22 protein-coding genes are annotated in these 24695 nt (G+C 58.5%); 8 read left to right on the forward strand and 14 right to left on the reverse strand.

All coding sequences use genetic code 11. The annotated features are described in order from the left end of the window. Positions 1 to 8: 8 nt before the first annotated feature. Genes SYNCC9605_RS06825 through SYNCC9605_RS06840 form a run of 4 tightly spaced genes read right to left on the reverse strand, consistent with a single transcriptional unit; the run spans position 9 to position 4269 of the window. Positions 9 to 1505, reverse strand: a complete 1497-nt coding sequence (locus tag SYNCC9605_RS06825; protein ID WP_011364333.1) for a cryptochrome/photolyase family protein — start codon at positions 1503 to 1505, stop codon at positions 9 to 11. A gap of 2 nt (positions 1506 to 1507) precedes the next feature. Continuing rightward, positions 1508 to 1795: a hypothetical protein gene (locus SYNCC9605_RS06830; protein ID WP_011364334.1), complete on the reverse strand. Its 288-nt coding sequence runs from the start codon at positions 1793 to 1795 to the stop codon at positions 1508 to 1510. Then, on the reverse strand, positions 1792 to 3777 hold the full coding sequence (gene uvrC, locus SYNCC9605_RS06835; RefSeq protein ID WP_011364335.1) for an excinuclease ABC subunit UvrC: 1986 nt from the start codon (positions 3775 to 3777) through the stop codon (positions 1792 to 1794). Before uvrC ends, SYNCC9605_RS06830 begins: the two co-directional genes overlap by 4 nt. A 9-nt stretch (positions 3778 to 3786) precedes the next feature. Then, positions 3787 to 4269 (reverse strand): flavin reductase family protein, encoded by a 483-nt coding sequence (locus SYNCC9605_RS06840; RefSeq protein WP_011364336.1) that lies wholly within the window; start codon positions 4267 to 4269, stop codon positions 3787 to 3789. A 69-nt stretch (positions 4270 to 4338) separates the two neighbouring features. Between SYNCC9605_RS06840 and coaD the strand changes: the two genes are divergently transcribed. After that, positions 4339 to 4830, forward strand: coding sequence for a pantetheine-phosphate adenylyltransferase (gene coaD / locus SYNCC9605_RS06845; RefSeq protein ID WP_011364337.1), 492 nt, complete (start codon positions 4339 to 4341; stop codon positions 4828 to 4830). A 1-nt stretch (position 4831) separates the two neighbouring features. Next, positions 4832 to 5851 (forward strand): hypothetical protein, encoded by a 1020-nt coding sequence (locus SYNCC9605_RS06850; protein ID WP_011364338.1) that lies wholly within the window; start codon positions 4832 to 4834, stop codon positions 5849 to 5851. Here the strand turns inward: SYNCC9605_RS06850 and dacB are convergent. The 5 genes from dacB to dapF all read right to left on the reverse strand — a co-directional run bounded on the left by dacB (position 5796) and on the right by dapF (position 10663). Next, positions 5796 to 7103 carry a D-alanyl-D-alanine carboxypeptidase/D-alanyl-D-alanine endopeptidase gene (gene dacB, locus SYNCC9605_RS06855; protein WP_011364339.1) on the reverse strand — a complete coding sequence of 436 codons (1308 nt, stop codon included), beginning with the start codon at positions 7101 to 7103 and terminating at the stop codon, positions 5796 to 5798. The genes SYNCC9605_RS06850 and dacB overlap by 56 nt on opposite strands. Next, positions 7100 to 7606 (reverse strand): DUF4330 domain-containing protein, encoded by a 507-nt coding sequence (locus SYNCC9605_RS06860; protein WP_041434750.1) that lies wholly within the window; start codon positions 7604 to 7606, stop codon positions 7100 to 7102. Before SYNCC9605_RS06860 ends, dacB begins: the two co-directional genes overlap by 4 nt. A gap of 62 nt (positions 7607 to 7668) precedes the next feature. Further along, the gene (locus SYNCC9605_RS06865) at positions 7669 to 8385 is read right to left on the reverse strand and encodes a DUF1995 family protein (protein ID WP_011364341.1); all 717 of its coding nucleotides are present in this window, start codon (positions 8383 to 8385) and stop codon (positions 7669 to 7671) included. Between the two features lie 12 nt (positions 8386 to 8397). Beyond that, on the reverse strand, positions 8398 to 9570 hold the full coding sequence (locus SYNCC9605_RS06870) for a cysteine desulfurase family protein (RefSeq protein WP_011364342.1): 1173 nt from the start codon (positions 9568 to 9570) through the stop codon (positions 8398 to 8400). Next, positions 9557 to 10663, reverse strand: a complete 1107-nt coding sequence (gene dapF, locus SYNCC9605_RS06875; protein ID WP_011364343.1) for a diaminopimelate epimerase — start codon at positions 10661 to 10663, stop codon at positions 9557 to 9559. The genes SYNCC9605_RS06870 and dapF overlap by 14 nt, the downstream gene beginning before the upstream one ends. 417 nt (positions 10664 to 11080) lie before the next feature. On the opposite strand from dapF, the gene SYNCC9605_RS06880 reads away from it, so the two are divergent. Continuing rightward, positions 11081 to 11287 carry a hypothetical protein gene (locus SYNCC9605_RS06880; RefSeq protein ID WP_041434568.1) on the forward strand — a complete coding sequence of 69 codons (207 nt, stop codon included), beginning with the start codon at positions 11081 to 11083 and terminating at the stop codon, positions 11285 to 11287. A 2372-nt stretch (positions 11288 to 13659) separates the two neighbouring features. Here the strand turns inward: SYNCC9605_RS06880 and SYNCC9605_RS06890 are convergent. After that, the gene (locus SYNCC9605_RS06890; RefSeq protein ID WP_156783036.1) at positions 13660 to 14064 is read right to left on the reverse strand and encodes a hypothetical protein; all 405 of its coding nucleotides are present in this window, start codon (positions 14062 to 14064) and stop codon (positions 13660 to 13662) included. A gap of 2077 nt (positions 14065 to 16141) precedes the next feature. Here SYNCC9605_RS06890 and SYNCC9605_RS06905 point away from each other — a divergent pair. Then, complete coding sequence (locus tag SYNCC9605_RS06905) at positions 16142 to 16585, forward strand: hypothetical protein (protein WP_156783037.1); 444 nt, start codon at positions 16142 to 16144, stop codon at positions 16583 to 16585. Positions 16586 to 16840: 255 nt separating this feature from the next. Here SYNCC9605_RS06905 and SYNCC9605_RS06910 read toward each other — a convergent pair whose 3' ends face one another. Both SYNCC9605_RS06910 and SYNCC9605_RS06915 read right to left on the reverse strand, forming a co-directional pair. Next, positions 16841 to 17197, reverse strand: coding sequence for a hypothetical protein (locus SYNCC9605_RS06910; RefSeq protein WP_011364348.1), 357 nt, complete (start codon positions 17195 to 17197; stop codon positions 16841 to 16843). Between the two features lie 67 nt (positions 17198 to 17264). Continuing rightward, positions 17265 to 18467 (reverse strand): site-specific integrase, encoded by a 1203-nt coding sequence (locus tag SYNCC9605_RS06915; RefSeq protein WP_011364349.1) that lies wholly within the window; start codon positions 18465 to 18467, stop codon positions 17265 to 17267. A 94-nt stretch (positions 18468 to 18561) separates the two neighbouring features. On the opposite strand from SYNCC9605_RS06915, the gene SYNCC9605_RS06920 reads away from it, so the two are divergent. Next, a complete protein-coding gene (locus SYNCC9605_RS06920) occupies positions 18562 to 18798 on the forward strand; it encodes an Hfq-related RNA-binding protein (protein WP_308297684.1) in 237 nt (78 codons plus the stop codon). A 46-nt stretch (positions 18799 to 18844) separates the two neighbouring features. Further along, positions 18845 to 21454 carry a leucine--tRNA ligase gene (gene leuS, locus SYNCC9605_RS06925; RefSeq protein WP_041435625.1) on the forward strand — a complete coding sequence of 870 codons (2610 nt, stop codon included), beginning with the start codon at positions 18845 to 18847 and terminating at the stop codon, positions 21452 to 21454. Between the two features lie 12 nt (positions 21455 to 21466). Here the strand turns inward: leuS and SYNCC9605_RS06930 are convergent, their stop codons facing one another. Continuing rightward, positions 21467 to 23065, reverse strand: a complete 1599-nt coding sequence (locus SYNCC9605_RS06930; RefSeq protein WP_041434765.1) for a glucose-6-phosphate isomerase — start codon at positions 23063 to 23065, stop codon at positions 21467 to 21469. Positions 23066 to 23180: 115 nt separating this feature from the next. On the opposite strand from SYNCC9605_RS06930, the gene SYNCC9605_RS06935 reads away from it, so the two are divergent. Then, complete coding sequence (locus tag SYNCC9605_RS06935; protein ID WP_011364353.1) at positions 23181 to 23951, forward strand: hypothetical protein; 771 nt, start codon at positions 23181 to 23183, stop codon at positions 23949 to 23951. Positions 23952 to 24108: 157 nt separating this feature from the next. Continuing rightward, on the forward strand, positions 24109 to 24408 hold the full coding sequence (locus SYNCC9605_RS06940; protein ID WP_257928342.1) for a hypothetical protein: 300 nt from the start codon (positions 24109 to 24111) through the stop codon (positions 24406 to 24408). A 17-nt stretch (positions 24409 to 24425) separates the two neighbouring features. On the opposite strand, the gene SYNCC9605_RS06945 is transcribed toward SYNCC9605_RS06940, so the two are convergent. Further along, positions 24426 to 24665, reverse strand: coding sequence for a TIGR03643 family protein (locus tag SYNCC9605_RS06945; protein WP_011364355.1), 240 nt, complete (start codon positions 24663 to 24665; stop codon positions 24426 to 24428). Positions 24666 to 24695: the final 30 nt, after the last annotated feature.

Genomic DNA, 24695 nt, shown 5'->3' on the forward strand with positions numbered 1-24695 from the left:
CGCAGGGTTCAGGTGAGCGCGTCAAGAAAACCGCTGGCTCGACGCTGATGGGTCAACAGAACGTCGGGAGCCATGCGATCCAGGTTGCGGGCCATCATCGCTAGCCGGAATTGGCGCCGGAAGAAGTCCTGATGGCGATGGATGAACGTCCAGAACAGGCCATCCCAGGTGTCACACCACTCCCCTTTGCGGTAATCCGACATCTTGCGCACATAGTTCGAGCCGGAGAGATAGGGCTTGGTGGTGAAGATGCCGCCATCAGCGAACTGACTCATGCCGTAGACGTTGGGCACCATCACCCAGTCGTAGGCATCCACAAACAGCTCCATGAACCAGGTGTAGATCCGGGTTGGATGGAATCCGCAGAGGAGCATCACGTTGCCCAGCAGCATCAGGCGTTCGATGTGATGGCAATAGCCGGTCTCCAAGGCATGACGGATGGCGTCATCGATCGGGGCCAGACCCGTGGATGCGGTGTAGAAGGCGGAAGGGATCGGTCGGTCGTCGAAGCCCCAGAAATTGCCGTTGCGCATCTCCACCCCATGGCGCCGGTACATCGCCGCCATGAACTCCCGCCAGCCGACGATCTGACGCAGAAATCCCTCCAGTGAATTGAGTGGGATGTCACCGGCTTTAGCCCGCTCCAGCGTTCGATCCAGCACCTGTTGCGGCGTGAGCAGACCGATGTTGAGCATCGGCGTGAGCACGCTGTGCCACATCACCTGGTGCTGGGTGCTGATCGCATCTTCGTAAGCCCCGAACTGGCGCAGGCGTTGTTCGAGGAATTGATCCAACCAACGGGCTGCATCGCCATGGGTAACGGGGTAATGGAACCCGTCCCAGCTGCCGATGCCGGCCACCCCCTCCCCGATGAGCTGCTGCCGGGCAGCCTCGACGAGGGCCACCGAACCGCTCGAGCGTTCGGCCGGGTGCTCTGGAACAAAGATTCCCTTGGGGAGCTTCTTGCGGTTGTCGGCATCGAAACTCCAGCGGCCACCGATAGGGCCACCATCAGGATCGATCAGCAGATCCAGTCGCTTGCGCTGCATCTCGTAGAAGCGACCCATGAGGGGCTTCTTTCCGGAGGCGAAATGGTCCCCGATGACGGCCTCTGGGGTGAGCAGCATCGGGGTGGCGACGATCTCTAGACCGCAGCCGTGGCGGGATGCGAAAGCGGAGATCCGCCGGGTCAGAACATCGTCCACCGGATCCGCCAGATGAAAGGCCCGGTAGCCCTGCTCAAGCAGATCCCCGAGAATCTCAGCGGTGCTGGCCGCATGCCCCTGGAGCACCCGCAAAACGGTGAAACCCTTGGCCTGAAGCATCTCGGCATAGGCATTCATCGAGGCCCGATGCAGAAGCAGGCGCTGCCGATGCACCTGGATCGGCCACTGGGCATCGGTGCCGAACAGCAGCGGATCTTCGATCAGGGCCACAGCCCGACCCGGCCGAAGCGCGGGATGGTGCTCAAACAGCTGATGGGGAAAAACTAGACTGAGATCCACCGTTAGCTGTCCTCCCCGGCAAGACGGCAGGCACGACGGCCCAGGGCGGTGGCATAGGCGCGATCCACGGGTCCGGCCATAGGGCTCAGCTGGCCAGCCCGGCAATTCATCACCACTTTTTCGCGATGGCCCTGCTGATCGTTGAGCCGCAACACCAGCTGCCAGTGGTTCTTGGCGCTGCGCGTGATGCCATCGGCACAGACAGGCCCCGTGCACAGTCCGGGGGACGCCCAGACCGGAGCGGCGAGAAGAAGCACTCCTGCCAGAGCCATGCAGAGATGACGGATCATGCGGAGAGTTCCTGAGGCTGCTCTTCTAAAGCAGCCCTGGCATCAGCGTCGGTTCCTTCGTCGGAAGGATGGAAGAAATCGTGGATGTCGCGGGCCAGCGCCGGACCCACACCCGGGGCCTTGGACAGGGTCTCAATCGATGCCAGCTGGATGGCATCAATCGAATGGAAATGAGCCAGGAGATCCTTGACCCGCTTGGGCCCAACCCCGGGGATGTCCGAGAGGCGTGACCGCTTCATCCGCTCACCACGCTGCTGGCGGTGGAAGCTGACAGCGAAACGGTGGGCTTCATCCCGCAGGCGGCGAAGCAGCACAACCCCGAGCTGATCCGGTTCACTCTCCAGCGGCTGGCTTTCACCGGGGAGAAACACCTCTTCGCGCTGCTTGGCGAGGGAGCAGACGTTGAGATCCTCATGCAGATCAAGCTCGCGAAGGGCCTCCATCACGGCAGAGAGCTGGCCCTTACCGCCGTCAATCATCACCACATCGGGCCAGTCGTTGAGGCCGTCGGTCTGCAGAGCGCTGCCGCCTTTGTGACGCAGAGCACCCACATCCATCCCTTCCGCCTTCGCCCGGGCCCAGCGACGAAAACGACGGCGCATGATTTCCGCCATCGCCATGAAGTCGTCGCTGTGGCCAGCGCGGATGCTGCTGCTGCGGATCTTGTACTTGCGGTAGTGCTGCTTGGCGGGCAGTCCGTCGATGAACACCACTTGCGACGCCACGGCATCGCTGCCCTGGATGTGACTGATGTCGTACCCCTCGATCCGCCGCGGCGGGGTGGGCAACTCCAGCAGTTGCGCCAGATCCTCCGTGGCCAACGACTGCTTCTCCTGACCTTGCTTGGCACGGAGCAACTCAAACTCCGCGTTGCGCTGCACCAGTTCGATCAGATCGGCTTTCTGCTGGCGCTGGGGGCAGTGGATCTGAACCCGACGCTCCCGCTGTTCCGTGAGCCAGTCCTCCATCAGTTTCTGCTGGGGCAGAGCGTGCTGCACCAACAGCTCGGGGGGCACCTCGACGGAATCCACCTGGCTGTAGTGCTCTTCGATCACCCGTTGCAGGATCAGGCCAGGTTCCAGGCCTGAGGCATCGGCGGTGTAGCCGAGACGACCCACCAACTTGCCAGCGCGCATTTGAAACAGCTGCACGGCTGCCAGGCGTTCGTCGAAGGCAAGGGCCAGCACATCCCGACTCACGGAGGAGTCAGGCAAGCTCATCTTCTGGTCGGCGGTGAGCTGATCCAGGCCCTGAAGTTGATCCCGAACCCGGGCCGCCGACTCGTAGTCCATCCGCTCGGCATACCGCTCCATCTGCTCCTGAAGCAGATGCTGCAGTTCATCGCTGCGGCCCTGGAACACCATCGCCACCTTTCGGAGGGTGCGGTGATAGTCCACCGAGCTGATTTTTTCCTGGCAAACCCCCGGACAGCGCCCGATGCTGTAGTTGAGGCACGTGCGATCGGGGTACATCGGTCGGGGCCGTTGCCGCAGCGGGAACACCCGCTTCACCAGGAACAGGGTGCGACGCAGCAGGCCGACATCGACATAGGGCCCGTAAAAGCGGTCGAGAGGGCTGCGGAAGCGACGGCGACGGGTGATGAAAATCCGTGGGTAGGCCTCACTCCAGGTGATGCAGAGGTATGGGTATTTCTTGTCGTCCTTCAGCAGCACGTTGAAGTGCGGCTGATGGTTCTTGATCAGGTTCGACTCGAGGACGAGGGCCTCCGCCTCGCTGTCGGTGACGATGAACTCAATCTCACAGACCTGGCGTGTCATCAGCCGGATCCGTGGCGACAGATCGTGGCGGCTGCGGAAATAGCTGCGCACACGGCTGCGCAACGCCTTCGACTTGCCGACGTAGAGGATCCGGTCGTCGCAGTCCCGCATCAGATAGCAACCCGGCTCAGCGGGGATCTCCTTCAGGCGGCGTTCAAGACGCTCGGGCTGCGTCAGCAGCGGTGCACCAGAGGCAGCATCCACCAGGCCAGCTCAGCCGCCGTAGTTCCAGCCGGTGCTGGCCAGGTTGAGGGCCTCGCCATCGGTGATCAGACGCGCCGTTTTCACTTCGCCAACAAAAACGGTGTGGTCACCGTGCTTGATCGAACCCACGAGCTCGCACTCCACACCACCGATGGCATCGGTGAGCAGGGGAAGTCCAAGTTCACCTTCCTCGAAGGGTGCCGCTTCAAAGCGACCGCCGAGCGCCTTCTGGGGCTTGAAAAACACGGCTGCCAGATCTTTCTGATCGGCCCGCAGCACGTTGAGGGAGAACTTGCCGGTGGCCTCGATGATGGCGTGGCTGCTGCTGTCAGCCCGAACGCCCATGACCACCAACGGCGGTTCGAACGAGCCCTGGGTCACCCAGCTGGCCGTGAAACCGTTCACCTCATCGCCGTTGCGCACGTTGCAGATGAAGAGTCCATGGGGGATCTTGCGAAGCAGGACCTTTTTGGCGTCGGCGTCGAGGCTCATGGCACGGGTGCGTTGGCTGAAATCTAAACAGCGATCCGCTGCATAGGATCCGCCAATCGCAGATTCCCAATGCGGGCGCTTTACCCCGGCAGTTTCGACCCTCTCACCAATGGTCATATGGACCTGATCGAGCGGGCCGTGAGCCTGTTTGGCGAGGTGGTGGTTGCGGTGCTCAGCAATCCGAGCAAACGGCCTGCGTTCAGCGTCGACGAACGGATCGAACAGATCCGCACGGCGACGTGCCATCTCTCCGGCGTTGAAGTGATCAGTTTCGATGGCCTCACGGTGAACTGTGCCGTCACCCATCGCGCCGACCTGATCCTGAGGGGCCTGCGAGCGATGAGTGACTTCGAATACGAATTACAGATCGCCCACACCAACCGCTCGCTGGCCGACGATCTAGAGACTGTGTTCATGGCCACCACGGCACGCCACAGCTTTCTCAGCAGCTCCGTGGTTAAGGAAGTGGCCCGCTTCGGCGGATCGATTGATCACATGGTTCCGCCAGAGGTGGCGAAGGACCTCAACAGGCTCTTTAATTCGGCTTTCCCCTCCAGCTGAGATGAACGACGTCCGGTTCTCCGTTCTCGATCAACTCGATCAGTTGGAGGAAGTTGTGCTGGAGGGCAGTCGGCTGCCGTTCACCGGCGGACGATTGGTCAACGAAACCGATGCCGTTGAGCTGCTGGATGCCGTCCGCGATGAATTGCCGAAGGAGCTGGAGCGGGCCGTCAAGTTGCTGGATCGCCGGGAAGAGTTCATCAACACCGCCCGCAGGAACGCCGAAGAGATTGTTGAGCAGGCCCAGCGACAGCGCGAACAGCTGGTGAACAACGCCGCGATCCGCCAGGAAGCGGAACGGCAGGTGAATGAGATGCGTGAACAGGCGCGTCAGCAATGTGAGCAGCTGCTCCAGAAAACGCGACAGCAGGGGGCGACTTTGGAACAGGAGATGCAAGGCAAGTTGGCGCAGTTGGAGCAGCAGTTCGCCACCCGCCGCCAGCAGCTGGAGCAGGAAGCCCTGGAGCGTCGCCAGCAACTGGATCAGGAAGCCATTGAGCTGAAGCGTCAACACGCCGAGCGACTCGAAGCCAGCCGCCAACAGGCTCAGCAGCAGATCCAGCAGATCGAAGCCAACGCCGTTGAGCTCAAACGCCAGCACGCTGAACAGCATGAAGCCAATCGCCAGCAGGCGCTGCAGGATTTGGAGACCATCCGCCAGGAAGCCCTGCGCCTGCAGAAGGAAGGCCGGGACGAAGCCGAGCGGATTCACAACGATGCGCTGCAGTTCCGCCAGCAGACCCAACAGCAGTGCGAGTCGCTGATCCAACGCAGCCGCCAGGAAGCCGCCGGCGTTCAGGACGGTGCCAACCGTTACGCCGAACAGACCCTGGGTGAGCTGGAGGTGCGCCTCAAGGAAATGGCCCAGGTGGTAAGGGCCGGCCGTCAGGAGCTCTCCAAGATCCAGACGATCCGCTCAGCAGCTCCTGCACCCAACGCTGGTGATGACACCAAAACCGTGCCGTTCAGTCGATCCCAGCGGGCAGCGTCCCGGCTGCGGTCCATGCGGGGCAACGGCTGATCAGCTGGCTGGCCAGCAGGATCTGGCCCATCACGGAGTTGGGTGCATAGGCCCCGTTTGCAATCATGCTCACGTACCGCGGGCCATCGGTCGTTTCAAGAATTCCTGAGATCGCCCGAACACCACTGAGGGTGCCGGTCTTGCCCCAGAAGCGACCCTCAAGGGACGTGCCCCAGAAGTAGTTGCGCAGCGTTCCCCTTTGGCCAGCAATCGCCATCGAGGCCTGGTAGAAGGCCGCCAGGGGATGTTGCGCCATGCGCCACAGCAACACAGACAACGACCGACTGGTGAGCCGGTTGCCCCGGGAGAGTCCACTGCCATCCCGCAGCCGAAGTCCCGTCATCGGCACACCCTGGGCTTGCAACCAGCGGGTGGTAGCGAGGGAAGCACGATTCACATCCCAGACATCCGCCGCCTCACGCATCAGCACCTCAGCAGTGAAGTTATGGCTCTCAGAGTTGGCCAGGCTGAGCAGAGCGTGCATCGGCGCGGAATCCTCGTTGTGCAGCACCACACTTGCCCCCCTGCTCCGCGCGAGGGCCGCTTCCCGGGTCTGCTGATCGACCATCTGCAGGCGAATTTGCCCCCCCTGCTGCTGCACGGTGGAATTGAGGATCCGCTGCAGCCGTTGCGCTGGATCCATAACCGCCATATGGAGGGCATTGCTGGTGAGGGCAAGACGGGTGATCGGTGCGCCGTAGGCGTAGGAGCGATCCGCAGGATCCCAATCGGCGGGCCACCACCGCTGACGCGGTTCCTCCCGCACCATCAGCTGAACAGGCGCAAAGGAGACGCTGGAGGTGCTGCTGGAGCCGCCCTGGCCAAGAGCCACCATGGCAAACCTCTGGATCTCGGCAATGCTGAGGTCGGGATCGCCTTCCCCCACGATCTCCAGAGATCCATCGGGGTGACGCAAGAGCTGCGTCTTCAGACGGAAGTCGGGGCCGAGGCGATCCAGAGCAAAGGCCGTGCTGACCAGTTTTTGATTCGATGCCGGGATCCGGGGGATCCCCCCATTCAGATCAGCCAGCAGCTGCCCGCGTTGATCGAGAACGCTGACGCTCCACAACCGCTCTTCCCTTCCCACCGCTGAGTCCAAGGCCGTCTGCAGGGCCGGGCAAAGCGCACCGCCGCTGAGCATGGCCTGGCCCTGACGTTGAACCACCGGAGGTGGTGCCAAGAGCGGAGGCGCTGCCCTGAGGGGCAACTGGGGCGCCAGCACCAGCAGGGAAACCAGGGCAGAGCGAATCACAGAGGCATCACTCCGCTCACAACACCTTTCAAGCGGTAGAGGCGACCCTCCAGTTCAACGGGCACACCCACCTTGAGCTTGGTGCCGCCGATCACAACACCGGAGGGTTTGATCTCGGCCTGGGCCTCCATCACAAACCGGGCATGGCGGGGCAGAGCCGTTGCGGGGGCATCGGCGACAACTACCGAACCATCGGGCTGCACCGCCGTCAGGGAATTGGTGACGTCATCCACCGACACCAGGCTCACCCGACCGGACGGTTGATTGCGGATCACGATGTTGAGTGCTGCTTCCTCCCGCACTGAATTCAGCAGCTGCTCGGGATCAGCGCTGTACAGCCGCACCACATCAACGCTGACTTGCACAGGCTTCACGGCACCCGTGGCCTTGGCGACCGCATTCGAGAGCTTGGGGGACCAGACCGCGCCTGCCAGAGCTGCCAGGGAGACGACTCCAGCCACGGCATCGATGGGTGAAAGGGATCGAAGCCTGTTGAGCACCATCGAAGGGGAGTCTGAGTTCGAACCTTAAAGAGAGTCTGAGGCTGGATCAAGCCAGGCGCGGCTCAATTGCGCAGACCATCAAGGAAGCGATCGACCCCGGAGAGCTGTTGCTTGATGCTGTCGGGATCTTCACCGGCCAAAAGAGCTGCTGTGGTGTCGGGATCCGGACGTTCAGGCAGCACCTCCAGTGGCCGGTAACCATCGGGATCCTGGCGATAGAGACGCCAGTCATCGGGGAAGCAGCGCATCAACGCTCCTCCCTGCAGGGGCTGGAGCCAGTAGGCCTGCTGCCAGCTGGCTACGAAACCCTTGCGGCGCTCCCGGGCCACGCTGCCGATGCCCACGGCGGCGTCTTCAAGACGCCCATTCAGCATCAGAACCACTCCAGCATGGTTTTCACACAACGCCTGGAACTCCTCGTAATCAGCAGGGGAGGGGTTCACCGCAAGCAGCAGGCGGGTGTCGGGGGCGTCGCTCTCCGCACGTTTGAGCTGATTGAAATCAAGTATCACTTCTTTGAGGTCCTCGGCATCGCGCCGGGCCAAAGCGGCAGCACCGGCATCGGGCCAAACCATCAACAGATCCTGACCGGCAGTGATCAATGCACGGGCCAGACGCACCGCCACCGGGAGCAGACGAAGGCCCTCAAAGCGGAGGCTTGCGGACCAGCGTTGACCATCGCCGGATCCAATGGCCGCCAGGGCCGCTTGCAGCATGGCCTCCTCGGCCGCGAGCAAATCCGCAGGGAGGGCAAGACAGGGAGCGTCGGATTGAGTCATCGCTAAAGCATGTCAGGAAAATGCCGCAAACACGGATGCAAAACGGCCCGGAACGGCGTCGAGATCCTGATCCGACAGCCAGGGGCCAAGGGTCAGCCGCAGGCCCGACTGACGTTCAGTCCCGGGAATGCCCATGGCGGTGAGCACAGCACTGTCGGCACTGCTGCCACTGCTGCAGGCACTGCCGCTGCTGCAGGCCACCCCCGCCGCCGCCAGCCGTCGCACCAGATCGCGTCCCGGCAGCGGCTGTCCATCAACGGTTTTCGCCAACAGTGCGATGTGATGGGGCAGACGCTGATCCGGGTGAGGGCCGCAGAGCTGAAGCTGAGGTAGCTCGAGCAGGCGTTCGAGCAGTTGATCCCGTTGACGACGGATCTGGTTCGAGCTGCCCGGTGGAATTGGCTGGCTGACGGGGTCAAAGCTGGGAAGAGCCATCAGGGCATCGGCCATGCCGCTCACCAACGCAACCGGTTCGGTGCCGGAGCGCAGGCCGTGTTCCTGGCCACCACCGCCCTGGAGCGGTGAAAGTTCCACACCCGGGGCCCGAATCAGCAGCCCCACGCCCCGGGGGCCACAGAACTTGTGGGCCGAGAGGGTCAGCAGATCAACCCCGAGCCGCTCGAAGGCGAAGCAACCCTGGGGCACAAGCTGGGTGGCATCGCTGTGGATGACGATGCCGCGCTCACGGCAGGCCTTGGCGATCTTGCTCACGGGTTGCAGCGCACCCACCTCTCCCTGAGCTGCGATCAGGGAGACCAGCCGGGTTGGAGCCGACAACAGCCGATCGAGCTGGTCGAGCCGAACAACGCCCTCACGATCAACGGGCCATTCGGCAATGCTCCAGCCCAGGGCTTCGAGTTGGTGCGCGGCAGCAACCACCGCCGGATGTTCCACCGCAGAGATCACCAACCGGCCCGGAACAAGACCTGCGGCACTGCCCAGCAGGGCGAGGTGCACGGATTCCGTCGCCCCTGAGGTGACGATCAACTGATCAGGGCTGACAGCAAAACGCTCGGCAATGCGCCAGCGGGCCCGCTCGAGAGCCTCGGCTGCTGCCAACCCGGCGCCATGAAGGCTGCTGGGGTTCGCCCAGGCCTTCTGCTGCACCTGCTGCATCACCGCGATAACCGCCGGCAGGGGCGGTGTCGTGGCAGCAGCATCCAGATAGAGCTCAGGGCGTTCCACGCTCGAACCGCGCCTTGGTGCGCTGCTCCAGGGATTCACTGGCGAGATTGAGCATCGAGTCAAGGGACGTGCTGCTGAGGAAGACCTGCACCTTCTGCTGCGCCTCATCACGGAGGCAGCGGTCAGGACGCTGGCATTGATCAGCGCAATCCTTCGAGCAATCGAAATCGGCTGCAGCCGTCGCCGCAGGTGGAGCGGCAGGGGCTTCGCTGGTCGACGCCATCGCGGAACCAGCCGGCACCATATCAGGCGTCAGCACCCCGTCAAACACCGCTTCGGCGGGTCCCGTCATCAGCACGGAACCAGTGCGATCGCGCCACTCAATCATCAGCGGACCGCCGGGCAGCACCACCTCGGCGCAGTCATCGGCGAGGCCCAGCAACACCGCCGCCACCAGCGTGGCGCAGGCACCGGTGCCGCAGGCCAGGGTCGGGCCTGCACCCCGTTCCCAGACCCGGATCTCCAAACGTTCACGGTTGTGCACCTGGAGGAAATGAACATTGGTCTTGGCCGGGAAGGCCGGATGCACCTCCAGCGCAGCCCCCCAGGCATCAAAGGGAATGCTGGCCAAGTCGTCGACAGGCACCACCACATGGGGATTGCCCATGCCAACGGCCGCCACCTTCAGCTGTTCTCCCTCCAGCAGCAGCACCCCCTGAGGAAGTCCGTCTTCAGGCATCAGGGTTGTGGGGATGCCTTCGGAGCTGAGGAAGGGCGGCCCCATGTCCACCCGCAACTGGCCATCGGCCATCAGTTCAGGGCGAATCATTCCCGCCAGGGTTTCGATGTCCCAGCGGCGGCCGGGAGCATCACCGTCGGTGTCGGCCAGGTAGCGGGCCAGGCAGCGAATGCCGTTGCCACACATTTCGGCCTCACTGCCATCGACATTGAGAATCCGCATCCGCAGTTCTCCATCCGCCTGAGCAGGCAGCGCCAGGATCAAGCCATCGCCACCCACACCGAAGCGCCGATCACAGATGCGGCGCACCCAGGCGGGATCGGGATTGCTGATTGCATCGGGCAGTTGTCCCTGCCGGCCTTCAACGATCAGGAAGTCATTGCCAAGTCCCTGATATTTGCTGAACTGCAACATATCTTTACGATCCAGTGCTGACGGGCCTTCTCAGCATTCTGTCATCTCGGAATATGCACCGGGCTACCCACTGGAAAGACAGGGCTGATGAGGGCTCACTGACCCGAGCTGTCGCTTCTTCTGTCAGTCGCCAGCCTGAGCAAGTCGATAAACACGAGCCCCTTTATTCAGAGCTGGGGGGCTCTTTTTTTTTGGGCGAACGAAACCCCACCGGCAAGTGGGCCGAGCGATGGTGGTTCCGCTGCTCCGGATCAACTGCAAATCAACTGGAGCTTTTCTGTCGTAACCCTGCTTCGACAGGGCGTGACGCATCACCTGACACCTATTGAGAGAGGGATGTCCTGAATCGATGAAACAGAGATGCACAGCTGCTGCACGCATTTACCTTCCGGTTTCAATCTGATACTCATCTTCGGCATGTACTTCATCGAACGCCGAGGGGCCGACCGTCAATGGATCAGGGAACTGAACTTCAAAAATGAATTCAAGGCAGTGATCGGTGCTCGACGCAAGGCAATTTCAACCTTGGTTACCTATCGGGTCGTCCATGCGCTCTGGCCTAACCAAGTGGTCTGCTACGTGGATGGACCCGAGCTGGCCAAAGAGGTGGAAACAAAGGGGTGACCGCTCTGCAAAGCACACCCACCTAGAACCGAACTCATCTCGATGAGCTCAGGCTGAGGTGATGGGGCAAATTGATCCGATTTGCAGGATCGGCACACCGAGCTGAGTGAGGTGAGGCCTTCATCCGAACGACTGGTGACGCTTTGCCTCTCTTCTTTCTCTCACCACCGCAGGTTTCAACGGGCAAGCCAATGCACGAAACGGTATGTGTTGTCCATCAAGAATGAGTTCGCCGAGTGATTGAGCGTGGTGAAGGTGAATCTCCATCAGATCTCCTACCAACCTCCTCGGTGTAACCAGACCTCATTGCGGGTCAAGTGTCATCGGCTGCCATTTCGGCATTGCTTCTGGTTTGCCTCGTGCACCGTGGTGAGTGAGGTGAGGTGTCGTGCGGACCGTGGCGTGAAAAGTCGTCGGCACCGTGTGGTGAAGATTTGGGGGTGAGCCTGGGTGCGTCCTTGGGATCGCAAGGTGCCTCTTCCTTCCCTTTCTTCCTCAAGACGACAACAGCGCCGGTCAGATCGTGGAAAACCTGAAGGTCTCCAACCTACCTGCGCCAGTGCATAGATACTTCTGTTTGTTCAGAACTGGATCAATTGATATGCATCAGAAAGTCAGTCACTGCAATGTTCATCCATTCACAGCTGCCTGAAGTGCCAGTCCATTCTCAACAAGCCAGCTGAATCCACACCTGGTGGACCACGGAAAAAAGAAAAGACAACCAGTGGCAGGTCTGAGTTCTGAAATTCAGAGGGGTGCATGGGGGTGGTTTTCATCCCTGACCTCTCGATAGAACACCATATAAATTTTTATCATTTATTACCGAGCAGAAAAGGTCCCATACTTCGATCAATACTACTCAACGAAATTCATCCAACCCATGGTCAAGGTCGAGAAACCGCTGCGCCTCTCAGTTGAAGAGAATGAAGTCGGATAACTCAATGAGCCAATCGCTTTCCTTGAGGATATAGCGAACACTGCCAACCACTATCTATATTCAAAGTTTTACTTGAACTCAAGTGTCTGGCACCTGGCAAATATGACACCAGACTCATGCTCCAAATGACCAGCTATCCGCACATCTTGATACTTGATATCATCACCCAGCTCAGGTTTATTCCTAGACCTAGCAATGTATGGCTGGAACTTCGATGAGATGAACAGCTCACCCTTTCGGTTATAGACCTCAGACCTAGTTTCAATCGGTTCACCATAGTCTGAATACTGTTGAGGTATCTCATCCATTGCCCAATCAATCAGCCGGTCAAGATCCATTCGGTTGCCGCCGATATCGATACTGCAGTGATGCAGAGGGACAAGAAAATCATGACGCTTCTGAGGCTCCCAAAGGTGAGAGCCATCCATCATCATGCAGCCATAGTCAAAGTCAAAAAAGTAATGTTCGGTTCGGAGCTGATAATTGTTATACACAACATAAAGTGTGGGAAATTTTTTTCAACACTGGACTTAATGCTGTCATCGCGACAGGTGCCAGTAGCTGTTCAAATCCCCCCTTGTCGAGTCACACAATATTGCCGAGGTAGGCAGATCTAATCAGTTCCCTGATCACTCGTACCTTCGGACACTTGTAGTGCTTACCCAACTCAGTCAGCATCTTATGCTCTTCATCAGACAGTGTGATCTTAGTTTTAACTTGCTTAGGCTTGATGTTGTTCTTGTCTAGTTTAATGCCAGGAATTATTTGAGTTTCTTCGTTAAAGGTTTAAACAAAGCCGAAGGAAGTTACATAGTATTTAGTAAGTATCAGAGCTCCGGCTCTGCGAGCCTTCACTAATGATCAAACTAAATAGGATGTAAGACCTTGAAGAACTACGATTCTGTCTTTCTATTGGGTATTAATGAGTATCAGGAACTCCGGCTCTGTCGAGCCTCCGTTCACTGATTAAACTTAATAGACAATCACCTCTTGTCTTTCTTTAGAAGGTTTAAACAGAGTCGGTAGTCCTGTTGAGAATTAAGTGAGTATGGCTCCCTTCGTTCGCCCTATCAAACTTAATAAGCAACTAGTTCTTGGTGTCTTTTTTAGCCCTTCTTCTCGACACTGTCGTGCCATCTGACTAAAGAACATGTTTGTCTTCCCCAATAAAAGCAGCCCTTTGGATTTTATCTCCCTCTTATGTCGGCCCTTTGGATTGAGTTTTGTCCCTCTTAAGCTGGTGGGATCAAACCTTTTCCCCCCGGATACTTAGGCCTTTGGATTATCCCCCCCTTCTAAGTGGGGTATCGGCCACTCATCGTGAATTAGTGGGACCAAAGTTCTGTCCCTCTCTACCCGACGTAGAAAAGCCAGTCAGATGCAGAGCCAATTACATACGTATAATATACAAGTGCCCGATGATCGGTCACCCCCCTCACAAGTGCCATAGACACTGGGCTTCGTAGTAGCTGGAGGTGTCTGGTCTCTTCGCTTTGATCCTCATCTGTTTCAGCCGGTAGCTGGGTGGACCCATCACGTCGATGGAATACCTCACCGCTTCGAGAATCTTGGGGTGGGTGACACGCCACACGGTGTTGTTCGATCCACCGGGGTTGGGCTCCTCATGTTCGATCTGCAGGAAGCCACCATCCAACAGCTTGTTCAAAGCTCGGGCCACGGTGTCTCGCTTCAGCCCTGTCTCGATTGATAGGCCCTTGATGGTGTAGCTCGTAGTGCCCCCACGATCGCCTCTGTTGTCGTTCCCGGCTGCTTCCCACATCACTGCATAGACACGCAGCGCAGAGCTACCTAGGAGAGCCACTGCCTTTAACATCGGCATGGCATTGTCAATCCTTACCACCGCTTAATTGAGGTTCTAATTTAATAATCAGGGGTAGACAACAACCATGACTGCAGGGCGAAGAATCGTCCTGAAGGCGCCTCGGCCCTGTCTTCTATAATAATCCACTTAATGTTATTTTGAAGCCCCTTCTAGCGTCTTCTGGAGGGGTCTCAGAGCATTTCTGTATAGCCGAAACACTCCTCATATCAAGTGTCATCGAAAAGGGTTGGTGAAAATTCGATTTCCGCTCTTTCGGACTCACCATATGGCTTGAACCTGTTGTGAGTCATGCACTACGACTTACGCAATGTGCAACGGGTTGACTACACAAAAGCCTTTTGTCCACAAAAAACCAACAGATCCAATAGGACCTAGAAGCTGATATCAAACCGAACATTCTCAGAAAAAATGCAAACTATCGCTGCGGGGCTCCAGAGGCGGGATCAGCCAGCGGGTTAAACCTGGTCATGAACCACGCGCCTGCCGATCACAACCTGGTCACATGGGTGCATCAACTTGAGGTCGGCGAGAAGAGCTGCACCCCTGGGACTGAAACCACCAGGGGTCTTTCTTGCCGTAGCGGAGGGGAGGCTTACGGCTGCCTCCTTCTCCCTAACCACTGATCAGCGGTTCCAGATCGCCTTACTTACTGACAGACCCCTCCGTCGGTAGGTCAACAACCGAAGCAAGGACTTGGGGCCACGGAACTGCGAGGAGGAACTAGTCCTCCCCAAGCGATGCAGTATCCGCTTAAACACGTTCGGCGCGTTACAAACCTCTTACGCAAATGCACCAAATGTCTTCAGATTTTTGATAAGCGCAGAAAGCAACCCCTGACATCGCTCATGCCAAGGGTGCCTTGACTGCCAGCTGACGGGTCGCTCTCCCGTGCTGCCAAGACAGTGACAAGTGGCACCGCCTGGACACCAAATATGGGGGCAGTTGGGAGGATCTGCAGCGATTTCTCCGGCAAATATCAGTTCCCTGAAAAACGCCTAAGAGAATTCTCATTTGTATTGCTTGCTACTGCAAGTGATTGCTCGTCTTTTCACTCCTAGAACGCCTAGATCGCACTGACTGGGTTCGACTGATACTGAGAGGCATGGCAGAAAGGCAGTTCCGAGTCGAAGAACTCAACCCTTTCCTGGAGTGGCACCTTCATACATCAGCAGCGTCATTGGAGGTCGCCTCAGCAGAAGCGACGAGGATTGCCAAGGTGATCGGCAGTAAAACCAGGGTGCTCAGCCCAGATGGAGCAGTCCTATTTGAGGTGGATGTCACAACGGAAGACTGAACCCGTTGCCGATCCCCTCTGACATGGAGTAGTTCAGAAGTACTGCAAGTGAGCTTGATGGAGGAGTGGGGTTTTGTCGACGATCGGAAGTTTGAGTCCTTTAGGGGCCACAAGAGCTGTTCAACCTGCGGCCATTTCGGATTCGCCGTCTTGGGCCAATGCCAAGTGCTGGGTTGCTGCCACCTCAGACAAGCCCTGCTCACGCCTGGCTCCCATCCACTCAAGAGCTGCAAACATCGGAGCTACTGCTCAGCAGTGGATCCGTACAGCGAGGGCACCTGAATTGACTCTCACCACAGAAATTAAGTTGTGTAAAAAGTGTATCGATATCTGTAGGTAGTTGAACTCAAGTACATGAAGTTTCCGTTACATCTAGTGAGAGACTGGGTTCTGTATCAAGAGGCGCCTATTTGGAATTACAGAATCCCTTAATATTCTTCGCATCGCTGATCATGGGCTCTGCCCTGCTTCCAATGGCTTCGTCCAAGAAGGAACTCGCACTGCTGGGTGGCACTTTCATCTTTGGCTTGAGTGCTCTTGAGATGGTTCTGCGAATTGGTGGATATTGAGTAGAGGACTGTCCTCTGCCTTTAAGCGATAACCGGGCATCAAACCAAGGTGGTGGCTTCTGAAGAAGCTTGTATGGAAGAGGTTTGACTTAGGTCACCCTGATGGGGGAGAAGACCCGCTGAATAAATCCCTCGGCTAGGGGAGTTGATTCCCAGCTGGATCGGAGATGGTGTGTTCACGGGCGAGAGCCTCGCAACACAAAGGAATCAAATGAAACTCTTCAAGACAATCGCTGTTGCTATGGCAGCAATAGGCATCGGAGCAGTAGTCGCTGGCTGTGGTCCTTCCAAGCCCAGACAGGCTGACCTACCAAAGCAAGCAGATAAGTGGGTTAGCAAGGTGAAAGTTGATCCAGAGAGCAAAGTTACATACATAGGAAAAACAAGAAATTTTCTAATTACTGATGCAAGCCAGGTCAAGGAGCTGAATGACAGTCGACCCATAAAAATTGGCGACACCATTAATGGAATAAAAATTGGAGCGATTAAGTGCAGCTTCCATTGGAATGACTCAAGCTATGGCAACAGCCAATTTATGTGGCGAGGCAAATGTGGATGCATGGCTGGAAGAAACAAATATCAAATAAATAATGCTGTAAACAATGATGGCAAAAAGAATTTTGACTATATAAACGTAGCTCCGGTCTCTCTTTAGTTGAATATTGTCGGGAAGCCTGATACCATTGCACAGTCGCTGAAAGCCATACAAGACCCGCAAGGGAAAAGCTGGGGGCGTTGATATTGTCGCTATCCATCTGCCGATAAAACCTCACACACTCGACCCCGTCAGCAATGGCGGGGTTTTTATCACGTCATAACGACCCTTCACCCAGCCACTGAAGAGCTGCAAACACTGGACGTTTTGTTCAGCAGTCGGTCCCTACAAGCGAGAACGTCTGAAGAGACGTGATCACCAATCAGAATGTGACCAGTACTTTTTATGCATGTAGCAAAAAGATCCTGCAATAAGCTTCGAAGCTTCGAATCCCCCTTCCAACTCAAAATAAAGAGCAGCAGAGAATATTTCGGTCTTGCAGTTCATGATCATCGCGCTCGGTATATCCAATCCGTTTCGGTCTTTATTTTGTTCTTTGGTTGTAATCGCAAGACCAAATAATGCATTGTCTTCTGATGATCTCGAGTAGGTCATTGACATAAAGTAAGGCTTTGTAAATTCAAAGTTGCCACTCTTGATATTTGGATCCACCTCGGCTGCGGCAAGTTGGGGGTGCATGGTCATGAGCAATACGACGAGAAGCTTTTTCATTTGCTAGATCCTTCTCCCTCTTTTGTAGCTAGGCGCGTACAAATGGGACAGTGCTTCCAGCTGACCGTCATAACGAAAGCAACTCCAATGCCTTCCGTTTGGCGTCCATCGTCACGCTGCCATACCTGTTGGTGCTGGTCTTCGGAGTGTGACCAAGGATCGAACCAATCACGAACTCATTGACACCGTGAGCTCTCAGCACCGTCGTCGCTGCATCTCTGCAGGCCTTGGGTGAGACACCAATCCTCCGATGCCATGACATTCCATTGCCCCATCGCTTGTATTTGTCCTCGTACAAGCCTGGGAAAACGTATCCCTTGATGCCTCTCAGTTTCGCACCTTCGATGTGCTTCCTCAGGGCTGGGATGATTGGAATATCTCTGACCCTGTATGCGTTCTTGACTGGGCGAAGATCGTTCTCGCGGATGTGGAAGATGCCTTGCTCAAGATCAATATCGTCGGCTCTGATTCCTGCTGCTTCTGAGACGTGACAGCCGGAGTATTTCATCAGCCAATACAACAACTGTTGATGGTCAGGCAGTTTGTGGATGAGTTTGTCGGCTTCATCCAACAGCTGGACCTCTTTTGGCTTGCTCTTGGCCTTGATCCGCTTGAGCTTGATGGCGTTGAAGGGGTTCCTCTCAATCCAGTCCTCTTCCTCTGCAACCTCAAACAACGCCTTCACATACCTAAGCCTGGTCTTGGTGGTTGACGCTTGAACTGAATCCAACAGGTGGTCCCGGTACTTCCTGGCATGTGCCTCTGTGACCTGATCCACTGACTCGACACCAGCCACCTCCATCGCCTTGGAGAGATGCCTCTTCCATTCACCCAGCGTTGAAGGTGCTGGATCCTTCAGACGTACAGCCAAGTCGATCAGATCCTGCCAACTGCGTTCGACAGGGAGACCAGCCTCGATCCGTGACTGCCTCTCTACGACCCTGTGTGCCTCTTCATCAGTGAGTTTGGGACAGAGGTCAGTTGGTCCCATTCCCTCCTGTTCAAGGACCACAGAGGTGGGTGTCTCTGCACGCGGTGATCGAGAGACCACCTCCATCAGTGCATCCACGTCCCCTCGCGCCTCTGCAATCGCTCGGTCAGTCATGACCAAGAACTCAGGAACGGATCTCCTGGCCTCGGTCAGGTCGTTGCCTGCCTTCCATCTCCAGTGCTTCTTGCCAAGCCTTGCTTGGAGGTCCTTCGGCACAGCTCTGACAAAATACAGACCGGGCTTGGTGCCGAGTCTCTGAAGGTATGGAGATATGCCCACGAATATGCACTGGGATGTCAGTAACCGTAAAGATCCCAGTCAACCGTAGCTATTTGGCCGTGTCTTTGCTGAACTGCAGCATGCGTGGCCGGTATTGCCGCCGAATCCTATGGAGACATCTCCACTCGATCCAAGCCTTCCGGGGGTTCGGTTGCTGCAGAGCTGGATCCGTGAACAGCTCCCCCTCAGCATTGGATTGGTGGGGCAGGAGCCCATAGAGGGGCGTCTGATCTGGCAGGACCCTGAATTTCTGGCCATCGAACGAGCGGGCACCAGCCGGCCCGTGCTGATCAACCGGCGTCAGATCAGCGTGATCCGCTCCCTCGGCTGAACACCAGGCATGTGGCACGATCGCAACCTTGCCGAGCGCTGGTTCCGTGAACGCTGCCAACCCTGCCGTCGACACCAGTGCCCAGACCGGTCGTTACGACCCCACCGCGCTGGAGCAGCGCTGGCAGGAGAGCTGGAAGGCGGATGGGGTGGACACCACTGAAGTTGGTGGGGAGAAGCCCGGGTTCTTTGCCCTGTCGATGTTCCCGTATCCCTCGGGAAGCCTGCACATGGGCCACGTCCGCAACTACGTGATCACCGATGTGATCGCCCGGGTGCAACGCATGCTGGGCCATGCCGTGCTGCATCCTATGGGCTGGGATGCCTTCGGACTTCCGGCGGAAAACGCAGCGATCGAACGCAATGTGGATCCCGGTGAGTGGACCGACCGCAACATCGATCAGATGCGGGCGCAGCTGGATCGGCTTGGTCTGTCGATCGACTGGAGCCGCGAGCAGGCGACCTGTCACAGCGACTACTACCGCTGGACCCAGTGGCTGTTCCTTGAATTGCTTGAGGGCGGGCTGGCCTATCGCAAGAACGCCACCGTCAACTGGGATCCCGTCGACCAGACCGTGCTGGCCAATGAGCAGGTGGATGGTGACGGCCGCTCCTGGCGCTCCGGAGCCCTGGTGGAGCAACGCCAGCTGAACCAGTGGTTCCTGCGCATCACCGACTACGCCGAGCCGCTGCTCAATGACCTGGATGCCCTCAAGGGCTGGCCGGAACGGGTGCGCACCATGCAGGCCAACTGGATCGGCCGCTCCGAAGGGGCCGAGATCAGCTTCAACGTTGAAGGGGCACAGAATCAGACGATCACCGTCTTCACCACCCGCCCCGACACCCTCGCTGGGGCGAGCTATGTGGTGCTGGCACCGGAAAACGAGCTGGTGGACAGCCTCAGCAGCGAAGAACAGAAGGACACGGTCGAAGCCTTCCGAAAGGAGGTGGCTCGTCTCAGCACGATCGAACGCACTTGTGATGACAGGCCCAAACGGGGAGTGCCCATTGGCAGCCATGTGATCAACCCCCTGACGGGGGTGGTGCTGCCGGTGTGGATCGCCGACTACGTGCTGGCCGAGTACGGCACGGGCGCTGTGATGGGCGTACCGGCCCACGACCAGCGCGACATCGCCTTTGCCCAGTCGAATGGTCTGCCGATCCAGCAGGTGATCGACGCCGAGGGAGCTGCTGAAGCCATCGCGGCCGGTCAGGCCTGGACGGATGCCGGAACACTGGTCAACTCAGGCAGCTTCGATGGCACCGCCTCCAGCGAAGCAAAGGGCGCCATCACTGGCCACGGCGCCGAGCAGGGTTGGGCCCGCAGCAAGGTCACCTATCGCCTTCGCGACTGGCTGATCTCACGCCAGCGCTACTGGGGCTGCCCGATTCCCGTCATCCATTGCGACAATTGCGGTGCTGTTCCGGTGCCGCGCGAGGACCTTCCGGTGGAGCTGCCCCGGGGCATTGATCTCTCGGGCAAGGGCGGTTCGCCCCTGAGCCAGCAAAGCGACTGGGTCAACGTGGCCTGCCCCCGCTGCGGCAAGCCTGCCAAGCGGGAAACGGACACCATGGACACCTTCATGTGTTCCTCCTGGTATTTCCTGCGCTTCGCCGATCCCCACAACACCGAGAAACCCTTCAGCAAGGAGGCGGTGAACCGCTGGTTGCCGGTGAAGCAGTACGTGGGTGGCATTGAACACGCGATCCTGCACCTGCTCTATGCCCGCTTCTTCACCAAGGCGCTGAAGGATCGCGGCCTGATCGACATCAACGAACCGTTTGAACGGCTCCTCACCCAAGGCATGGTGCAAGGCGTCACCTACCGCAATGCGACAACCGGCAAGTACATCGCTCCAGCGGACGTGGCAGATGCCGAAGATCCCCGGGACCCCAACACCGGCGACAAGCTCGAGGTGTTATTCGAGAAGATGTCGAAGTCGAAGTACAACGGCGTTGATCCCGCGGCGGTGATTGACCGCTACGGCGCCGACACAGCCCGCATGTTCATCCTGTTCAAGGCACCGCCAGAGAAGGATCTGGAGTGGGATGACGCCGATGTGGAGGGCCAGTTCCGCTTCCTGCAACGGCTTTGGCGCCTTGTTGAGGCGGGTTCTGCCCGCATCGACTCACTCGAGCCGATGCAACGGCCGGCCGATCTGAGCGATGCCGATAGTGACGTGCGCCGGGCGCTGCACCTGGCCATCGAAGCCGTCAGCGAGGATCTCAGTGACGAGATCCAGCTGAACACGGCAATCTCCGAGCTGATGAAGCTCTCCAATGCCATCAGCTCCACGGGCATCGATGCCCTCAGTGCACCTGTGTTGCAGGAGGCTCTTTCCGGACTGGTTCGCCTGCTGGCTCCGTTCGCGCCGCATCTGGCTGAGGAGTTCTGGAACCGTTTGGGGGGAAGTGGCAGCGTGCACCGTCAAAGCTGGCCGGTTCTGGATCCAACGGCTCTGGTGCAAGACAGCGTTGAAGTGGTGATCCAGGTGAAGGGCAAGGTGCGGGGCAAGCTGCAGGTTCCGGCCTCAGCCGGCAAGGAGGAGCTGGAGCGGCTCGCCCTGGCAAGTGATGTGGCCGAAAAATGGTTGGAAGGAGCAGCTCCCCGACGGGTGATCGTGGTCCCCGGGAAATTGGTGAACCTGGTGCCCTGATCCCTGTCGGGATCAGCCTTTGCTAAAGCGCATCGAGGCGGGCTGACTCCAGTCGCCCTGGGCACTGAAGCCGCGCTGGTTGCCGGTGAGATGGCGCAGGATCCAGAAAATGGATTCGTCGGTGCCATCGCCGAGGGCCAGGCGGATCTCATCGGCGGAGCGGGCCACACCGTCGGCCAGGATTGCTTCCACACGACCTTGGAGATTGAGAATCGCAGCGGCTGCCTTTTTACCGGCTTCCACACCCGGCTGATGGTAGGCGTTGATGTTCACCAGTTCGCCGTAGAGACCGACGGCACGCTCGAACAGAGCGATCAAGGCACCGAGACGGCGTGCATCAAAGCAGCGCATGCTGATCGTCATGCTCTGGCGCCCACTCTCGGTGAGGGCTGAGCGGGTGCCCTGCAGGAAACCATCGAGGAAGTCGCCTGGGCATTCCCCGGAAATCGTAGGGATATCGCTCACGTCCTCGAGCACCTCGATGAAGGTGGCAAAGAAGTTGTCGACACCGTCGCGCAGTTGCTGCACGTAGGCGTGCTGGTCGGTGGAGCCTTTGTTGCCATAAACAGCAATGCCCTGGTGAACCACGTCACCGTTGCGATCCAGGCGCTTGCCCAGGGATTCCATCACCAGCTGCTGGAGGTAACGGCTGAACACCTCCAGACGATCGCGGTAGGGCAGAACAACCATGTCGCGCTGACCGCGACCACCACCGGCCACATGCCAGGAGGCGGCCATCAGAGCGGCTGGATTGCGGCGAAGATCCGCCATGCGGGTGGCAGCATCCATCTGAGATGCTCCGCTGAGAAAATCGCGGATGTCGCAGCCAATCAAGGCCCCGGGCAGCAGACCCACGGCACTGGTGATGCTGGTGCGGCCTCCCACCCAATCGAACATGTCGAAACGCTTGAGCCAACCTTCCTTCTGGGCCTGCTGATCCAGCTTGCTGTCGAGCATCGTCACGGCAACGGCCTGACCGGCCCACTGGCCACCAGCGGCCTCGAGGCGATGGCGAGCCTGCTCCATGCCGAGGTGGGGTTCAGGGGTGCCCCCCGACTTGCTCACCGTCACCACCAGCGTGCGGTCTAGACGACCTTCCAACCCCGCCAGGACGTTGCTCATCCCATTGGGATCGACGTTGTCGAAGAAATGGAACGGAAGTCCCTCTCCCGGGTTCTGCAGAGCCTTGATCATCAAAGCGGGACCAAGACCACTGCCGCCAATGCCGATCCAAAGGACATCGGTGAAGGCTTCGCCGTTGGGGGCCTTGATCGTTCCGTTGACCACATCGCGCCCAAAGGCGGCGATCAGGTCAATTTCCCTGGAGATGTGCTGCTGCAGCTCTGAGGAAGGGGCGAGTTCGGGGGTGCGAAGCCAGTAGTGACCCACCTGACGCTGCTCATCGGGATTGGCGATGGCGCCAGCTTCCAACTCCTGCATCGCAGCGAAGGCCTTGTCCATCCGAGGCTGCAGCTGCTGCAGGTCGCTCGCGTTCACATGCATCCGGCTGATGTCGAGCCAGACGCCCAGATCATCGTGATACCAACTGAGATCGCAGAACCTCTGCCACTGAATATGAGCGTCGGAGGCGCTGAAATCCGGGAAGCTCATGCCGGGCGGGCGTTGCAGTCTTGCCGAACGTATCCAGGATCTGGCGTGATGCCCACGCAAAAGGACACCCCAGCTAGTTTCATGTCACCTTCCGCTGACCGCATTTCCAGCCCCCATGGCTGAGCCACTGCGATGGACAACGGCGCTGCTGGTGACGGCAGCCAGTTTCTGCCTGATCGGTCAGTGGTCGCAGCCGGTGGTTGATCTTGAGGATCAGGCGCCTGTGGTAGTCGGAGACAGGCTCGAGCCCACAGACTTCTCCCCCGAAGAACTCAAGCTGCTGCAACGGCGCTTCGGGGTGCACGGACCCCAGACGCAGCTGGCCCAACTGTTCACCAGCGGAGTTGATCAACTCCAACCCCTGCGCGCATCGACCCTGGATCGCCTGCGTGACCTGAAACCGGTGATCCTGCGCCAGGCAGAGGCTCATCAGGTGAATCCGATGCTGATCACCGCCGTACTTTTCGACGAAATTCAGCACTCCAAGCCAGGGGAAAGCCTTCCCTTCATCGCCCATTCCGGTCTGGTGAAGACCCATGGACCAGCCCAGATCGGCGTTTCGGAGCTGATCCATCAGAACCGGCTGCCGGCGAACCCAACACAGGAGGAGATCACCTGGGCCCGCAATCAATTGCTAGACCCCGAAATGAACATCACCCTGCTGGCGGCAAAATTCCAACGGCTGAAGTTGGCACTTGGCTTGCCGGAGAGCTTGTTGTTGCAGGCGAGCCGCTCCTACCTGGATGCCAAGGCGATCGCCACCCTCACCTATCTCCACAACGGGAAATTGGATTACCCGGCGCGTGTGTTGGGCTACATGCAGGACCCTGAACTGCACAGGTTGATTTACGGCGGCCGCCAACCGAATCCCGACATCACGGTTTAAACATCCACGGAGGGGACTTGTCTGCTTAGGCGGCCCAACCCAATCTCTCTTCTCCGCATCCCTCAGTTGAGGGAGATCAGCAGCTCCGCCTCTCCCTTATTGGGGCGATGCGGTAGCCCCCGTGGCTGTTGTTTCATCGGTCCAGCACGGTAGATCGATGAAACAACTCCCTTACCTGCTGGCATTTGGCCTACTGGTTCCAGCAGCAGCGCTGGCTCAGGTGGACGCCGAAGTGGCAGCCCAATGCAAAGACGCCAGGGATTTTTATGGCTGCGTCAGGGCCTTCGCCACTCCAGCCCAGCGCTCAAATGACATTGAGCCTCTTGTCGGCGTGATGGGGCAGGTGGCTGCAGGTCTGATCTCCGGCCCGACCTACAGCAACGCACCAACAAGCTTCTCCCGGGGCATGATTCCGGCCGGCCTTGTTGAAGGGATCCTGCAAGGCGTTTTGCGCTGAACCGAAGCAGGCCCCACTCACTTGTGACAGCTCGCCCGAAACCGATCGGAGTGGCTGGTGGCTGCGTGTTTGGTTTTGCGTCCGCTCACCCGCTTGCGCCAGAGCTTGAACGACGACGATTTCAAGTGCTGCCGCATCACCGCAATCACCTGCGGCTCGGAAAGTCCGAATTGAAATTCAATCGCCTCGAAAGGAGTGCGGTCTTCCCAGGCCATTTCAATGATTCGATCGAGATCTTCGCTGGGGAGCGTTGTCAACGAGGCGCTAACAGCAAGAAAGACGCTAAC

This window comes from Synechococcus sp. CC9605 (genome assembly GCF_000012625.1).
Classification (GTDB): Bacteria; Cyanobacteriota; Cyanobacteriia; order PCC-6307; family Cyanobiaceae; genus Parasynechococcus.

Excerpts from the sequence above, each read along its gene's own strand:
- SYNCC9605_RS06830 (WP_011364334.1), bottom strand. The coding sequence starts at position 1,795 with ATGATCCGTCATCTCTGCATGGCTCTGGCAGGAGTGCTTCTTCTCGCC.
- SYNCC9605_RS06840 (WP_011364336.1), bottom strand. The coding sequence starts at position 4,269 with ATGAGCCTCGACGCCGACGCCAAAAAGGTCCTGCTTCGCAAGATCCCC.
- coaD (WP_011364337.1), top strand. The coding sequence starts at position 4,339 with ATGCGGGCGCTTTACCCCGGCAGTTTCGACCCTCTCACCAATGGTCAT.
- SYNCC9605_RS06850 (WP_011364338.1), top strand. The coding sequence starts at position 4,832 with ATGAACGACGTCCGGTTCTCCGTTCTCGATCAACTCGATCAGTTGGAG.
- SYNCC9605_RS06860 (WP_041434750.1), bottom strand. The coding sequence starts at position 7,606 with ATGGTGCTCAACAGGCTTCGATCCCTTTCACCCATCGATGCCGTGGCT.
- SYNCC9605_RS06865 (WP_011364341.1), bottom strand. The coding sequence starts at position 8,385 with ATGACTCAATCCGACGCTCCCTGTCTTGCCCTCCCTGCGGATTTGCTC.
- dapF (WP_011364343.1), bottom strand. The coding sequence starts at position 10,663 with ATGTTGCAGTTCAGCAAATATCAGGGACTTGGCAATGACTTCCTGATC.
- SYNCC9605_RS06880 (WP_041434568.1), top strand. The coding sequence starts at position 11,081 with ATGTACTTCATCGAACGCCGAGGGGCCGACCGTCAATGGATCAGGGAA.
- SYNCC9605_RS06890 (WP_156783036.1), bottom strand. The coding sequence starts at position 14,064 with ATGCCGATGTTAAAGGCAGTGGCTCTCCTAGGTAGCTCTGCGCTGCGT.
- SYNCC9605_RS06905 (WP_156783037.1), top strand. The coding sequence starts at position 16,142 with ATGAAACTCTTCAAGACAATCGCTGTTGCTATGGCAGCAATAGGCATC.
- SYNCC9605_RS06910 (WP_011364348.1), bottom strand. The coding sequence starts at position 17,197 with ATGAAAAAGCTTCTCGTCGTATTGCTCATGACCATGCACCCCCAACTT.
- SYNCC9605_RS06930 (WP_041434765.1), bottom strand. The coding sequence starts at position 23,065 with ATGAGCTTCCCGGATTTCAGCGCCTCCGACGCTCATATTCAGTGGCAG.
- SYNCC9605_RS06935 (WP_011364353.1), top strand. The coding sequence starts at position 23,181 with ATGGCTGAGCCACTGCGATGGACAACGGCGCTGCTGGTGACGGCAGCC.
- SYNCC9605_RS06940 (WP_257928342.1), top strand. The coding sequence starts at position 24,109 with ATGAAACAACTCCCTTACCTGCTGGCATTTGGCCTACTGGTTCCAGCA.